Source organism: Photobacterium japonica, assembly GCF_050337005.1.
Lineage (GTDB): Bacteria > Pseudomonadota > Gammaproteobacteria > Enterobacterales > Vibrionaceae > Photobacterium > Photobacterium japonica.
In genome coordinates this window covers 15,607-31,351 of the sequence record NZ_JAKJSN010000023.1, presented here as the reverse complement: position 1 = coordinate 31,351, position 15,745 = coordinate 15,607, and the positions used below count along the sequence as shown (strand labels likewise).

The 15,745-nt window shown below is 47.7% G+C and carries 10 protein-coding genes and 1 pseudogene; 2 read left to right on the top strand and 9 right to left on the bottom strand.

What is annotated here, in order from left to right; genetic code table 11:
• Positions 1-47 precede the first annotated feature (47 nt).
• Positions 48-2,021, top strand: a complete 1,974-nt coding sequence (gene glgX / locus L4C36_RS10380) for a glycogen debranching protein GlgX (protein WP_428477733.1) — start codon at positions 48-50, stop codon at positions 2,019-2,021.
• A 157-nt stretch (positions 2,022-2,178) separates the two neighbouring features.
• On the opposite strand, the gene L4C36_RS10375 is transcribed toward glgX, so the two are convergent.
• From L4C36_RS10375 to L4C36_RS10355, 5 genes and pseudogenes are all read right to left on the bottom strand, one after another.
• Positions 2,179-2,709, bottom strand: a complete 531-nt coding sequence (locus tag L4C36_RS10375; RefSeq protein ID WP_428477732.1) for an MltR family transcriptional regulator — start codon at positions 2,707-2,709, stop codon at positions 2,179-2,181.
• Between the two features lie 139 nt (positions 2,710-2,848).
• Positions 2,849-3,877 (bottom strand): annotated as a pseudogene (gene mtlA / locus L4C36_RS10370) (mannitol-specific PTS transporter subunit IIC); the annotation flags it as partial.
• Positions 3,878-3,994: 117 nt separating this feature from the next.
• Entirely contained in the window at positions 3,995-5,140 is a 1,146-nt protein-coding gene (locus L4C36_RS10365; RefSeq protein WP_428477731.1) for a mannitol-1-phosphate 5-dehydrogenase, read from the bottom strand.
• Between the two features lie 215 nt (positions 5,141-5,355).
• Positions 5,356-7,329 (bottom strand): PTS mannitol transporter subunit IICBA, encoded by a 1,974-nt coding sequence (locus L4C36_RS10360; protein WP_428477730.1) that lies wholly within the window; start codon positions 7,327-7,329, stop codon positions 5,356-5,358.
• 711 nt (positions 7,330-8,040) lie between these two features.
• Positions 8,041-9,684: a glycoside hydrolase family 13 protein gene (locus tag L4C36_RS10355; protein WP_428477729.1), complete on the bottom strand. Its 1,644-nt coding sequence runs from the start codon at positions 9,682-9,684 to the stop codon at positions 8,041-8,043.
• A gap of 254 nt (positions 9,685-9,938) precedes the next feature.
• On the opposite strand from L4C36_RS10355, the gene L4C36_RS10350 reads away from it, so the two are divergent.
• Complete coding sequence (locus L4C36_RS10350; protein ID WP_428477728.1) at positions 9,939-10,847, top strand: LysR family transcriptional regulator; 909 nt, start codon at positions 9,939-9,941, stop codon at positions 10,845-10,847.
• 28 nt (positions 10,848-10,875) lie between these two features.
• On the opposite strand, the gene L4C36_RS10345 is transcribed toward L4C36_RS10350, so the two are convergent.
• The 4 genes from L4C36_RS10345 to L4C36_RS10330 all read right to left on the bottom strand — a co-directional run bounded on the left by L4C36_RS10345 (position 10,876) and on the right by L4C36_RS10330 (position 15,184).
• Positions 10,876-11,361, bottom strand: a complete 486-nt coding sequence (locus tag L4C36_RS10345; protein WP_428477727.1) for a hypothetical protein — start codon at positions 11,359-11,361, stop codon at positions 10,876-10,878.
• Positions 11,361-11,726 (bottom strand): hypothetical protein, encoded by a 366-nt coding sequence (locus L4C36_RS10340; RefSeq protein WP_428477726.1) that lies wholly within the window; start codon positions 11,724-11,726, stop codon positions 11,361-11,363. Before L4C36_RS10340 ends, L4C36_RS10345 begins: the two co-directional genes overlap by 1 nt.
• Before the next feature lie 232 nt (positions 11,727-11,958).
• Positions 11,959-12,831 carry a mechanosensitive ion channel family protein gene (locus L4C36_RS10335; RefSeq protein WP_428477725.1) on the bottom strand — a complete coding sequence of 291 codons (873 nt, stop codon included), beginning with the start codon at positions 12,829-12,831 and terminating at the stop codon, positions 11,959-11,961.
• A 1-nt stretch (position 12,832) separates the two neighbouring features.
• Entirely contained in the window at positions 12,833-15,184 is a 2,352-nt protein-coding gene (locus L4C36_RS10330; RefSeq protein WP_428477724.1) for an ATP-binding protein, read from the bottom strand.
• Positions 15,185-15,745 lie beyond the last annotated feature (561 nt).

Below are 15,745 nucleotides of genomic sequence, written 5' to 3'. Positions count from 1 at the left end.
GATTAAATAGCAGAAAATGATGTCTAATTTAGCTAAGAGATAACAGGATGTTCGCCACATTAGCGCAGCCGTTTCCATTGGGAGCGACATTATGTGATCAGGGTTGTAATTTTTCCCTCCATAATCCAGATAATAAAAATATTCATCTTGTCTTATTTAACGACAATAATACCCAGCAGCTTGTTCCGCTTGATCAGCAATACGGTGATATCCACTACACCTTCGTGGAAGAGATCCATGCCGGCCAAGTGTATGGCTATCAACTTGATGATAAAGACGGTCAAAGACTGCTACTTGACCCCTACGCGCAGGCTTTAGATGCCGTTCCGCACTATGTAGAGCCATTCACCGCAGAACAAAGCTGGCACTTTGCTAAATCGGTCGTGGTTAATCATGATTTCGATTGGCAAGGTACCCGCTTACCGCAGATCCCACGTGAAGCAACACTCTTGCTAGAAACCCACGTCAAAGGCTTTACCCAGCGTCACCCTCATATCGACCCCGCCTTACGTGGCACCTATTTGGGCTTATGCCAGCCCGAAATGATTACTTTCTTCAAACAGCATGGCATCTCAACACTTCAGCTATTGCCCGTTACGTCGTGCATGTCTGAGCCACACCTGCTGAGCATGAACAAGGTCAATTACTGGGGCTACAACAGCTTGTGCTTTATGGCGCCAGAGCCCCGCTATGCCCTGCACGATGCCGTGACCGAGATGAAAACCATGGTGCGCGAGCTGCATCGCCATGGCATTGAAGTGATCATGGATATCGTGTTTAACCACACGGCAGAGGGTGGCGAAGGCGGGCCTGACTTCCACTTAAAGCGCCTCGACAAACACTATTATCTACAAGATGAGAATAAGCATTACTGCAATTATACCGGTTGTGGTAACACCGTTGATCTCAACTATCAGCCTAGCCTGAATATCGTGCTCGACACCTTACGCCATTGGGTCATCAACTATAAGATTGATGGCTTCCGTTTTGATTTAGCCTCAACCTTAGGCCGTCAAGGGGATCGTTTTAATCACCACAGTGCCTTTTTTAAGGCCATTGCTCAGGATCCGGTATTAAAACAAATTAAATTGATTGCTGAACCGTGGGATGTCGGCCCAGACGGCTATCAATTGGGGCATTTCCCGCGCGGTTGGAATGAGTGTAACGATAAATACCGCGACACAATAAAAAGCTATTGGTTGTGCCAAGAGAATAACATGAAAGAATTCGCCACCCGTCTTATGGGCTCGCGCGATTTATTCAGTGCCGGACAATGGCCCGATAAATTATCCGTTAACTTTATTGCTTACCATGACGGATTTACCTTGCAAGATTTGGTGAGTTATAACCAAAAGCACAATCATGCCAATGGGGAAAATAACCGTGACGGACACGGCGATAACCGCTCAAATAACCACGGCATTGAAGGTGATACCGACAACTACGCCGTCTTATGTCGACGAGAGCGCCAAAAACGCAACCTGATGGCCACCTTGCTGTTCAGCTTTGGGATGCCACACCTGCTGGCGGTCGATTTACTGTCACACAGCCAGGGCGGCAACAATAATGCCTACTGTCAGGATAATGCCATCAGCTGGGCCGACTGGACGGGTAGCAAAGACAAAGACGAGTTCCGTCACTGGCTCGCCACATTAATTGCCGCCAGACAACGGATTATGGTGCCGTTCACGCGTTCCTTTAGTGGCCCACACCGCGGCCATCACCGTATTAGTTGGAAGCGTTCTGATGGTCATGTAATGAATGGCGAAGACTGGCAAAAAATTGAAGCCTTTGCCCTTTTCCTTGGCATTGAGAAAACCGGTGCTGAACTGATGTTTTTGATCAATCCGTCTGCCATTCCTACGCGCTATCGCTTACCAGCGGGCGAACGCTGGCAGATTGTGTGTGATACCTCCGAAGGTACGCATACAACCCGTCAAGTGCAGACTACCTATATGCAAAGCGCCCTCTCGATGACGATTTTGTATCGGGATGAGTGCCAGACAGAAACGAGAACCTAGAAACGAGAAACGAGAAACGAGAGCTTGGTCGCCTGAAGATCTGTTTACACAACGTTAAGGTATAAACAGGCCGTCAGGCGGCTTTTTAGCATTGGTACGTCTGATATAATACAGAGCATCATCACTTCAAATGGATAGCGAACAAGACAAAAAAGATCTAGAACGGACTGTCTTTGCCTAATTCATTACAGATACCGGCAATGGCCAATGCCATGGTGGATTTGATCACCTGCTCCTGACGTGCCAATTGCATCTGATAAAACGTCATATCGGTATCATCATCCGGCGGCATCACATCCAACTGCACCATGCCCATATTTTTCACGGCATGCAGCTCTTTGATGACATCTAAAATCGCCGCATCCGTAAAGCGGTATTCATTGCCATCGCGGTTAAGAAAATCACGCAGTTTCATCATGGCATCAATGTCGTGATACACCGCATCCGCCACCACGCCTAAACCTAATAGCAGTTTCAGTCGTACCGTGATTTCCCCGAGAGGCCCTGACTGGGACAACAAGGGTTCCACCACCGATTTCACCACAAAATCATCTTTACGGAAGATGCGCTGCAATAAGCCTTCCACGGACTCATCAAATACGGCAATGGCAGCAATAAAGAACCCTCGCACTGTCTGCGCATCGTTCAAACGCTCTAAAATGTCTGTTTCTTGATCACTATTCGCCATACACTGCTTTCGTTAAACGTTTCATCCACTTTATCCTCAAGCATGTCCGACAACCCACTGAGGATAAACACATTATTCTAACGGGTTCAGAGCCATGAAGACATGGCTATCTCCCACTTTCTCACCGTTTGCGGGGTTATTGTTCAGTCCCTGGTTCTGTTTTCAACAATAATGCCGCGACAATAAACGAGACTGCCGTTGAAGCCACAATGACTAAGCTCACGCCCAATACATCCGCTTTTGGCGTTAACAACAGAATAGCGACAATAGACCCCGGTGATGCCGGTGCCACAATGCCTGCCTGAAAAATCACCAAGATAAAGATCCCCGTCATTGCCCCGGCTATCGCTGCCAGAATCAAACGCGGCTTCATCAGTACATACGGGAAGTAGATCTCATGGATCCCTCCGAAGAAATGAATAATCGATGCGCCACCGGCAGTTTGTCGTGCCGTACCCTGACCAAAGACCATGTACGCCAACAAAACCCCCAAACCCGGCCCCGGATTCGCTTCAATCAAGAAGAACAAGGATTCACCGACTTCACGCACTTGCTGAATACCCAACGGGGTCAGAATGCCGTGGTTAATGGCATTATTGAGGAACAGGATCTTCGCTGGCTCAATAAAGAGCGACACCAGTGGCAGCAATCCGGCCTCTACCGTGACTTTGACACCCGCCGTTAACGCGGCCGAGGCGATGTCCACCACCGGACCAATGAAATAGAAACCAACAATGCCGCACCCCATGCCGACGATACCGGCTGAGAAATTGTTCACCAACATTTCAAAGCCGCTTTTTACCTTACCGGTCAGCGCCTGATCAAAACGGGTGATCAACCAGCCCGCTAACGGGCCCATCATCATGGCGCCGATGAACATAGGGACTTCGCTGCCCGTGATCACGCCCATGGTGGCAATCGCCCCCACAACTGCGCCACGTTCACCGCCAGTGAGTTTACCGCCACTGTAGCCAATGAGCAGCGGCAGCAAATAGATAATCATGGGTTCAACCAATGTGGCTAACTCGCGATTCGGCCACCACCCTGTCGGAATGAACAATGCTGTTAACAGGCCCCACGCGATAAAGGCGCCAATGTTGGGCAGCACCATATTGGTCAAAAAGCGGCCAAGGTTATGAATTCTAATTTTCGTGGCAGCAGAGAACATAATTACCTCATGATTTCCATATAATTTCGCAAACACGCACAGGGACCGTAGCCCCTGTGCGTGATAATGTACTCATCCGTCGTTCATCTGGCCCTGCTGGCAGTACGCCATAAGAACTTATAACGTATGATAGAGCGCTTCAATCTGTTGCGCGACATCACTGTCGGCAGCCAGACCGGTGTATTTTTCCAGTGTGGCACGTAAGCCAATGTCATTCAGTGACGTTTGTAACTCAACGGCTTGTGGATCCGTGTTGTTGGTGTATTTAAACGCGGCGGCGATCCCTTTCAATAGCAATTGGTTATCGGTACCGTATTCGATGGTACCCAGCAACGGCTTCACTAAACGGTCATTGTCCCCCAGCTTACGGATCGGCTGGCGGCCGACACGGTCAATTTCATCACGCAGATACGGGTTCGCAAAGCGGCTCAAAATTTTCTCGATATACGCGTTGTGCATGTCTCGGTCAAAGCCGTAACGGCGGATCAACACTTCCCCACTTTCTTGCATCGCGGTTTTCACCTGCGTACGGATATCTGCATCTTCAATCGCATCACGCACGGTTTCATGGCCTTTTAATGCGCCAAGGTACGCCGTCATGATGTGACCCGTATTAAGCGTAAACAGTTTACGTTCCACAAACGCCATCAGGTTGTCGGTGGTTTCCATGCCCGCGATAACCGGGATATTCCCTTTGAACTGCTGCTTATCAACAATCCACTCGCTGAAACTTTCCACGGTCACTTCCAGTGGATCATCGTTAGCCGCATCGGACGGCGGCACAATACGGTCAACCGCTGAATCCACAAAACCGACTAACTCATCGGCCTGTGCGTGGTAAATCGCATTCAGGTGTTTATACACCTCATTTTTCAGGTGAGTCGTACCACGCACCATATTTTCACACGCAATGATATTCAGAGGCTGGTTGTTACCCGCCTCAAAGCGGTGCGTCAGGCCTTTGGCGATGGTTTTTGCAATGATATCCAACACGTTAGGGCCCACGGCGGTGGTCACCATGTCGGTATGGATCATCTGCTCAATTACCGCTTCGCTGGCTGAATTGACGGCGGTAATGTGCGTCACGGTATCGACCACACACTCACTGCCCACCACTTTGACTTTGTAAGATTGGTCATGGCTAAGTTGGTCAACTAACGGCGCATCGACATCGGCAAAAGTGACTGCCACGTTAGCATCTGCCAACACTTTACCAATGAAACCACGACCGATGTTACCTGCACCAAAATGAACTGCTTTCATGATTATTCTCTCTATAACGTTACGAATTTGGGGTGGGGCCAGTGGGGGAACACACTGGCCCCGTTACACACAATGAACCTGTTTGTAGCGACTGCTTTGTTGCAACGACTTGGCCTTTCACTTTTCCGCTTTCAGACCCCACCAGTAGGAGTTAGGTGGGTTGGAGCAACACCGGATTACATGTTGTCTTCAGCAGTCAGCACCTCGGCCTTCCATCACGCGGCGGCGTCACCTGCCAGAATCTGCAGGACTTCATCCGCACTGTTCGTGCTGGTCAGTCGTTCAATCGCATCAGGATCATCAAGCGCATTCGTAATAGTGGTAATCACTTGAATATGCTCATCATTTTTAGCGGCAATACCAATCACCAGCTTGGCAACATCGTCATCATCATCGGTAAACTGTACCCCGCCTGGGTATTGGCAAATCACAATACCGGTTTTAATCACGCGGTCTTTCGCTTCTACCGTGCCGTGCGGAACGGCGATAGATTCACCCAAGTAAGTCGGTACCAGTTTTTCACGCTCAAACATGGCATCCACATACTCAGTTTCGGCATAACCCAACTTCACCAGTTGCTCGCCGGCATAGCGGATTGCCTCTTCTTTGCTGTTGGCCTTCAAGCCAAGGTGAATATTCTTTGATTCAATCTGGAACACTTGTGGCTGTGTTGATTGTTGTGCATCCGATGACGGCGCATACGTATCATCGTTCGCGGCAACCGGTGACACTTTTACTGTTTTCACCATCTCATCGTCATTCGCCGCATCCGGGCTGCTTGCCGCAACGATACGGGTCACCAAATCGTTGTACACCTGGCTATCAAGGAAGTTAGTCAGAGAAATATGTTTTGCGTGGGCAGCATGCTTACGTGCACGCTCCGTTAAATCTTTATGCGTGATCACGATATCGACCTCTTGCGGTAAGCTATTGATGGCACTATTGGTAACGCTGATTGACAGTCCGGCTTCCTGCACTTTCTTGCGCAGTAGGCTGGCCCCCATGGCACTGGAGCCCATACCGGCATCACACGCCACAATGATGTTGCGTACGTTCGCCCAGTTCACACCACCTTCAGCCAATACGGTTGCTGGTGCACCTTTGCTGCTGGCTTTCATGCCTTTCATTTTTTGTGTCGCGGTGGCAATGTCATCGCCTTCTTCATCAGTGACTTTTTGTGTTTTCATCAAGAGTGCGGCAACACCGAACGACACGGCCGTTGAGGCCAGTACCGACAGAATCACACCCACAAAAGAGGCTTTCGGTGTCATCAGTAGAATGGCAAAGATAGAGCCCGGTGAAGCCGGTGACACAATCCCTGCATCAAACAGTGTCAGAACAAAGATACCTGTCATACCACCAGCAATGGCTGCCAGAATCAGACGAGGGTTCATCAAAATGTATGGGAAGTAGATTTCATGGATACCGCCGAAGAAGTGGATAATCGACGCACCACCCGCGGTTTGTTTTGCCGTACCGCGACCAAACACCATGTAAGCCAGCAAGATACCCAAGCCCGGACCGGGGTTCGCTTCAATCAGGAAGAAGATAGATTGACCCAGTTCGTTCGCTTGCTGAATACCCAGCGGTGAGAAAATACCGTGGTTAATGGCATTGTTCAGGAACAGAATTTTTGCCGGTTCAACAAAGATAGACGTTAGTGGCAGTAAGCCTGCGGTTACCAGCATGTTGACGCCACCCGCCAATGCCGTAGACAGCACTTTGACGAAAGGACCAATCATGTAGAAGGCTAAAATGGCACACAGCATCCCGACGATACCGGCAGAGAAGTTATTCACTAACATCTCAAAACCACTTTTCACCTTACCATCAACCCAACGGTCAAAGCGTTTGATTGCCCATCCGCCCAGCGGACCAACCATCATCGCGCCCATAAACATCGGAATGTCAGTACCGACGATCACACCGATTGTAGTGATAGCACCGACCACGGCACCGCGATCGCCACCGACTAATTTACCGCCGGTATAACCAATCAAGAGTGGAAGTAAATAGGTGATCATGGGACCGACAATTTTGGCCAGTTCCTCATTCGGGAACCACCCCGTCGGAATGAAAAGCGCTGTAATGAAGCCCCACGCAATGAATGCGCCGATATTGGGCATCACCATATTAGATAAGAAGCGGCCAAAATTTTGTACCTTGACCTTAGTATCTGGTGATATCATAAGGATTCCCCGTCTGATGTGAAAAGTGATTAAGTCGTTTAATGTGTTAGATACGGTTCGCCAAAACCGCTCAATTGCTTAGTACCCAATTAATCTAACACAGATTTTTTTGACGTCACTGATGACGGGTTTTCTGTGATCTCCCCCTGCCTTTTCATCCCCCAAAAGCATTTTTAGCGTGACAACCTCTACATTTCTGCAATGAAACTTTCTTTCAGTAAGCAAGATATTCATTTGTCAATGAAAAATCACTTGAGATAAATCACACTTACATAAAGTCACACACATATATTTGTTGTGACAAGAATCACATAGGCAGCATTTCACCGCCTTCAATAGATCACTTAAGGTGACTTGAGTCACACTTAATCCTTCATCATCAGCTTGCACCTGCTTTCTTGAATCCCATATTCTTTCGGCACTTACATTTTGTAACTGAATTACAGGCAATCACCGTCACACATTCCTTTGACGCATCGCGATGAAGGGTTGCCTCTCAATGGTATGTTAGGCAAAAACACATCAAAAAAACGGTCCTTAAAACGAAAAAGCCCCCACCCGCGCTCTGTGAAAAGGCAAAGGTAGAGGCATGGTGGAGGCTTTAATTCAAAGTCGTTGTTCGACGAAATCGCTACTGTGTGACGATTAACTTGGTAACTAGCATCTTAATAAATAGCGCCTTAATAAATAGCAACTTGGTCAATCACGGCCTTATGCAGGCAGTACAACCGCAAAGGATTCGTATGGCTGTAGAGTCACCGTCTGTGCCAATGTACTTGGTGCCGCATAGTTACTGATCAGGCATTCAACCTGCTCTGCTTGCAGAGATTCTGGCAATTCAACCGTTACGCTTTCACGGGTAAAGTTGCTCAGTACCAACACGCGTACATCATCATTGGCACGCACATAACCAAATACAGCAGGGTGATCTTCAAACACGGGCTCAAATGCACCGTACACAATCACCGGCATCGCTTTACGCAGCGCAATCAAGTGCTGGTAGTGGTAGAAAATCGAGTTAGGATCATCTAACGCTTGCGCCACGTTAATGTGGGTGTAGTTCGGGTTCACATTGATCCACGGCTGCGCTTCAGAGAAACCGCCGTTAGCCGAATCATCCCACTGCATTGGCGTACGTGCATTATCACGGCTGTTGACATGAATAGCCGCCAACTGATCTTCCGGTGACACGCCGTTTTCCGTGCGCACTTTGTAGAAGTTTAGGGTTTCGATATCGCGGTAATCGTCAATGCTTGGGAACGCCACATTGGTCATACCAATTTCTTCACCTTGATACACGTACGGGGTGCCTTTCATCATATGCAAGGTCGTCGCCAGCATTTTGGCTGATTGCACACGGTATTCCCCTTCACAACCGTACTTTGACACAATACGTGGCAAATCGTGGTTATTCCAGAACAGGGAGTTCCAGCCTTCGTCTGCTAACTCTACCTGCCATTTGGTCAATACACGTTTCAGTGCCGGCAAATCAAGTGGGATTGGCGACCATTTGTCACCGTGCTGCCAGGTCAAGCTGATATGCTCAAACTGGAACACCATCGAAAACTCATCACGGGCTGGGTTGCTGTACAGCTTGGCAATTTCTGGGGTCGCATCCCACGTTTCGCCGACAGTCAGCACGTCTTTGTCACCAAACGTGGCACGGTTCATTTCCTGGATCAGACCATGCAAACGCGGACCATTACCCGTGATTTTCTTGTCGATTTCTTTACCGATTAAATCAATCACATCGAGACGGAAACCACCGACACCTTTGTCTAGCCACCAGTTCATCATCTTGTGCACTTCTTCCTGCACTTTCGGGTTTTCCCAGTTCAGATCAGGCTGACGCTTAGAGAAAATGTGAAGGAAGTATTCACCGGTTTGCTCGTCAAATTCCCACGCGGTGCCGCCAAACACGGAGCCCATTTCATCCGGCACACTGCCGTCTTCATTTGGCTTGCGCCAGATGTAATAATCACGGTATGGGTTGTCTTTTGACTTGCGCGCTTCTTTGAACCAAGGATGCTCGTCAGAGGTGTGGTTCACCACCAAATCCATGATAATACGAATATCACGTTGCTTCGCTTCCGCGAGTAGCGCATCCATATCCGCCATGGTGCCAAACATTGGCGCAATGTCCTGATAGTCAGAAATATCGTACCCGTTATCATCCATCGGTGACTGATACACCGGCGATAGCCAAAGGACGTTAACGCCCAATGTTTGCAGGTAATCTAACTTACTGATAACACCGCGTAGATCCCCCATGCCATCGTTATTGGAATCGCAGTAACTGCGTGGGTAGATTTGGTAGACAACGGCATCGTGCCACCATTTCGGCGTGATGTTCATGGTTACGTCCTTAACTGTGAAAATGCGTAGAGCGCGACGTGAATGCGCTGAAAGTTGCCCTTATAGTAATGCGTCCTTCACGCGCGTAAAAATACACAAACCCGACAGTGATATAGGTTTTTGCTATATCACAAAAGAAATAGGCGACTTTGCTCACAAGACTGGCTCAGAACACTTTGTGATGTATTTCAATAAATGTGAGACTGGTAAAACAAATTTTCACGACGTAACCGCTTTTTTCAGCCAGTGACATTATGGACAAACTTTACCGCCACTTTCTGACCACCGCCCAGCTCGGTAACATCAGCCAAGCCGCCGAACTGCTGGGGCTGAGTCAACCCAGTTTGACGAACAACATCAAGAAGCTTGAACAGCAATTAGATGTGCCGTTGTTTATCCGACGATCTAAAGGCGTCGAACTGACGGAGTTTGGTCAATTAGTGAAAAACCAAGCGCTGGAAATGCAACGCCGCCACGACAGCATGGTGCATCAGTTAACCGACATGAAGGCACGTAAAACCGAAAAAATCAAAATGGGCACAGGGGATGCGTGGTGGGAAGTGTTTGTCAAAGCCAGCCTGCACCATTATAGCCAACAGTACCCCGGCATTTCTTTTCAGATTGAATTTGGCAATCACCTGAAGCTGATGGATATGCTGATCCACGGCCATATCGACTTATTCATCGGTCATGAAATTGAAGGATTGTCGCGCCGCTGTCAGGTGCTATTTACGCCACTGCTGCAAGATGAAGAAGCGCTGTTCGTCCACCATTCACATCCGCTGTTATTGCAAGAGTTCACGCCAGAGGCGGCGTCGATGTATCCGCTGCTGCTGGTCACGCCGGATCATGATATCCACCAGCATTTAATTGAAAATCCGCAGCCAAAATTATTAGAGAAAGAGCGTAAACAAATTGCCGAGCGCATGGTGTATGAGATCCAATCGCTGACAGCCAGCCTCGACATGCTGGCCGTCACCAAAGCCATCATGCCGTACTCCAGCTCCATGGCGGACTACTTTGCCCAGTTTGATATTGTTGCCCTACCCAACCCCGGCATCCCACAAAAAGGTAACGTCGGGATTTACCATTTAAGTGATCCTTTGCCTGCACACGTGCAAGCCTTTAAACAAACGTTAGTGGGATTTAGAGCAGAGGTATAACGCGGAATGATCGATGAGGTATGGAGTATTACGCAATATACGCATACCCAATCAGGCATATCCCGACGGTTGAAAATGCACAACGCACTTTGCCATTACTATGACCCGCAAAATATAGCGGGTAATAAATAAGTGCTATAGGCAAAGCTGCGAACACCAAAAGAAGAATGGGGGAACTGGCAAACTCGTTATCAGGTAACATCGTCACGTAATAACAATAACCGTACAGAATGAGAATTTGAATGATCGCTATCACGCAGTAAGTTTTAAAACGTGCCATACGTGGATAGATGGCGTGAAACACCACGGTCAACACAGCAGGACTAGCACACCAAATACTTAGAAAACCGGCTACTAAGTACCAATCATCTCCAACTAGAGGATATGGAATCCCTTGGGATAGACCTCTAACAACAGCAACAAGGGCGATGCTCACAACGATGATTGCACTTGTAGAAAGCGTTCTTAGTATCGTTTCGATGATGACTGACTGGCAGGATTGTCTTCTACGCATTACTGATTTAACGTCTGCCGCAGTGCTGCTTCATTCTCACCGTATTCTTGCACTAAATAATCGATCAGGTCATCCATACTGGTGCCAATAAGCGAATATTCATCGATCTCTTCAATGGGAAAAGTAATGTAATGAACACGGTGATTATCAACATAAAATCCAGTGATCGATGACTCCCCTTCCCATAAGGGAATGAAGGTCATCCCCGTTGGGGCAAACGCCTCACACTCAAGGCAATACGTGAGCGGGTAACAGCGATATTCAAGATCATCATGCACGAACTCACCACGTGTAAGTCGACGCAATGACGCGCTCAAATTCAGGCTATCAATGCAACGCTGCCTTTTGTCTCCCAGTATGATCACACGTCCTCCCGTTAATGCAGGTTTCGCAGCCAATGACTTGATGTGAAAGATAACGGCTCAGTATCCATAATCGCGACAGACAAACAATCCATCCAATATCAGAATGGCATATCGGTCGAAAACTTTCCGCTCATCCAGACATAACACGCAACCCTTTAACACAAAAAAATGGCAGTACCGAAGCACTGCCATTCTCTCACGATTGCAAAAACGGTGATCAACGTGAAGCGTGTTACCGCGCCATCACTGCAATTGACGGCGGGCAGATGTTCTCTTTACGGAACTCCTGCATCACACGTAAGGTGATGTCCGTCTCAAACAGTTTTTCAAACTTGATATCCACCACGTAGGCTTTACAGGTCAACTGAATCGCCAAATAGTTATCAGTGATCGTCTGTTTCACCAATACCACCACCGGTTTAGGTAGGTGGATATAACGGCTGGATGACGCCGCTTCCTGAATAATGTCGCGTGCCTTGGTGATATCTTGATCCATGCCGATATAAAACGGGATCACTACCTGCATATCCAGACCACCGTAGTTACCGCTCACCGTCACGTCATTCAAGAACTTGTTGTTCGGGATCGTGATAATGTCATCGTTCAGTGTTTGCATACGCACAGAACGTAAACCAATGGTGATGATATCCCCGTAATGCCCTTCAAACGTCACGCGGTCACCGACTTGGAACGGACGGTCAATCATCACGGTTAAGCCCGCAATGAACGAGGCGGTCAAGTCTTTCAGGGCAAAACCCACCGACACCGCAATCGTACCGCCAATCAATGCCAACACACGGTCATCAACACGGAAACTCAGCATGAACACGGTCATAGCGGTGGTCATGTAGATGAAAAACTGGAAGAAAGATTGTAGCTTTTGCATCAACATTCGGCGCTGAGCAAACTGGCTGCTGACCCCGTCAACCAACGACTGAATAAAGCGCAAGAACAACCATGATCCCGTCATGATGATCAACGATAACGCGACCCCACTCCAACGGATCAAACTGGCAAATTGATGCAGATTATCAATCTGCAATTCTTCGGCAAAGGCAACCGGGCTGACGCTCAGAGCCACCAACAAGGCTAATAATCGAAACATCTTACTTCACCAATAAATGCTGACGGTGCAACACGTTAGTAATATGACGGAACCAGTGATCGGAAATACGGGCTTTATCATCACTCCACTCGATGTAACCGCGACTCTGGAAATAACGCAGGGTGCTGATCACCTCCGCAATGCTCAAACGGCTGCAATCACACACATCGTCTGGCGAGGCGACTTCCAACTGAACGATAGAACGCAATACCGCTAGCATGGGTTTCGGCATCATTTCCAAATCTTCCGTTTGTGGTGCTCGGAATAAGCGCACCAAAACATGATCGGTGTCTTTGTCACGGTGCAGTGATAAGCGGAAAAAGCGCAATGCTACTGTTGGGTTACCGTCTGAGTAATCCCATAAAATACGGTAGAAGCCGTTCTTTGCGCGTTCTTCATCAGTCAGGTTATCTTCATCCCACTGCCGTGGCAGCACCAAGCCCTCAAACGACACAGAATGCGTGTCGGAATCAACAATGCGCGACTCCAGCAGTTGGCCAATTTGTTTTTCAGACCAGCGCGGCATGAAGGTGACTAAGTCAAACAACAAACGCTCACCACGGGCACGGTCAATGAAGCGCCAGCTCGATTTTTCAATCGACAGCACCACACGGTGACTCTTACGTGCTTGACGCAATAAGTTGGTGAGTTTCATTAAATCCACCAGACCGTTAACCTTAGGCTTCACCAAACGTTGCGCATTATCAAACGCTATCAAATAGCACGTATCGGTATTGCGCAGGTAATGCAGAATATCTTGCTCGGTCGCGTCTTCCGCCAACCCCAACAGTTGAGCAAACTCCGGCAACAGCGCGGAATAGCCGTCATACGGGCAGTTGATATACAGTGGCGTCACGTGTTTGGATTTGGCCAAAATACGCTTCATCAATGTGGTTGAACCCACACCGCGCTCACCCGATAGCACACACACAGCCGGACTGTCTGTCAGCAAGTAGCGTGACATCGCGATCATTTCATCTTTCGCGTAATCGTCGATCAGCGCTGAGTCTTCCGAACCCGGTAAAATGTATTCAAACGCCGCATCCCCTCTTACGCGCACTAGGTTTGCTTGCTCGCGGGAAACTTCGGTTTGCTTGGCCACTTCGATGCGGAACAAGTACGCCAAGGCATGGCTAAACGCCGCATGTTTGGACAAGGTTGAGATCACCGCATGTTGCACCGTGCGGCCAAACAGCCATGCCGCACCGCAGGCTGTCGCCACAATGGACATACCAACGGTATTTTTATTGCGGATCGCCCATTGTACGGAGATAGGATACCCATCCAACATCGCAATACGCGCAAACACCGTACTGTTCCATTGCTTAAGGCTCCATACCGTCAGCATGGCAAAGAAGAACACCATCAGCGTAGAGATCCACGCATAAATGGTGCCCTGCCCCAACGTGCGCGAGGATATTTGCAAAATCACCCCCACCACAATAATGCCCCACACATAGCGACGAATCGTGGACAAACGCAGCGCAATGATTTCACGGCGATTATGCTTACTGTTGCGGTAAGCAAATTCCAGAATAAAACTTACCGCAATCGATCCACCCAGTACCCACCACGTGAAGATCTCAAGGAAAATCAAATGCTGCAAACTCGGCAAGGTCGAGATAATGCGCAGCGTAGCCGTAATTAACAGCAAATACGCAATCGCTTTATGTGCACGGCTGCAATACCAAATGGTACGCACGAATATACTCGGTTCTGCGGCATGCTTGATCTTCGATATTTTAAAATCATGGATCAGACGCTCGCTGTTTCGCATCCACCAATTAAAGATGAACATGACACACAGCACTTTGAAGATCACGCTGATCACCGGTACCGGTGAAATGGCCAAATCCCGTAGCAAGTTTTTAAAACTGCGGATTTGATAATTCACGTAATACTGAATATTCAGTTTAGTGATACCCAGTTCAGCATAAAACTGTGTCACACCGCTTGGCCCAAAGCCCGTTAATTGATCGCGGGTTTTAGTGTCTGTTAATTGCAATAAACGTTGTTTACTGACATTTAACGAGGCCAATGTGCGATGTGTTTTCTCCACTTGCAGCCAATTGACTTGGCTGGCAGTTTCACCGTATGCCTCTAACGCTGCCGACATCACCGCCACTTGGGCTTTTTGCTCCGACAACGTTGTAGACAGCAGTTGCTTTACTTTCGAGTACTCGCGTTGCGTAAAGAAATGCGTTTCAGGTAACGCGGTGATCTGCTGAGAAATATCGCTGACTTTTTCACTGATTTGAATAGGCTTATCGGTATTAATACCCCAACTCGCATACGTTAATTGACTGAAAATCAGTGAGAAAATCACAAAAAATTGATAAATGATTTTATTCATAGGTATCTATTTAATCTACGTCTTATACGTCACTTTATCGCTTTTTCGAATAAATATCAGCACAAGGGATACATCTTTTTATTTACTGTTCAAAAAGAACCCAAATAGAAAGCAATTCAAACACACGCAGCAATTAAATAAAACAAAACAAGTTTAAACAAATGCATTTAAATTAAGAGAAAAAAGAAACAACAACAAATAATATGAAATACAATGTTATTATCCTTCATGTTTATTCATTGCATATATTCTAGGGGGAAGAATACAATTAAGCAGAACAACCTATATAAACAATTATACGTAAGAATCTTCCTACAAATAAGTCATATTATTGACCATACACATTACTTCGCTCTGTTTTGTGATATTGCTTCAACTTTTATTATTTGACGCTTCGAAATATTAATAATAAATTTATTACTCAATTGGAAATTCGTAAATTACTTGTTAATACCTAAGCGTCCTCCCTCAATGTCACGCTGGTGATTGTGTGATTTTTCCTGCACATAACGCCCCAAAGGTAACGTTAGTCTCCGAGCATGAGGCGGCTTAGGTATTACA

Bases quoted from the DNA above. Each gene is read 5' to 3' on its own strand.
- glgX (WP_428477733.1), top strand. From the start codon at position 48: ATGTTCGCCACATTAGCGCAGCCGTTTCCATTGGGAGCGACATTATGT.
- L4C36_RS10375 (WP_428477732.1), bottom strand. From the start codon at position 2,709: ATGGCGAATAGTGATCAAGAAACAGACATTTTAGAGCGTTTGAACGAT.
- L4C36_RS10365 (WP_428477731.1), bottom strand. From the start codon at position 5,140: ATGAAAGCAGTTCATTTTGGTGCAGGTAACATCGGTCGTGGTTTCATT.
- L4C36_RS10360 (WP_428477730.1), bottom strand. From the start codon at position 7,329: ATGATATCACCAGATACTAAGGTCAAGGTACAAAATTTTGGCCGCTTC.
- L4C36_RS10355 (WP_428477729.1), bottom strand. From the start codon at position 9,684: ATGAACATCACGCCGAAATGGTGGCACGATGCCGTTGTCTACCAAATC.
- L4C36_RS10350 (WP_428477728.1), top strand. From the start codon at position 9,939: ATGGACAAACTTTACCGCCACTTTCTGACCACCGCCCAGCTCGGTAAC.
- L4C36_RS10345 (WP_428477727.1), bottom strand. From the start codon at position 11,361: ATGCGTAGAAGACAATCCTGCCAGTCAGTCATCATCGAAACGATACTA.
- L4C36_RS10335 (WP_428477725.1), bottom strand. From the start codon at position 12,831: ATGTTTCGATTATTAGCCTTGTTGGTGGCTCTGAGCGTCAGCCCGGTT.
- L4C36_RS10330 (WP_428477724.1), bottom strand. From the start codon at position 15,184: ATGAATAAAATCATTTATCAATTTTTTGTGATTTTCTCACTGATTTTC.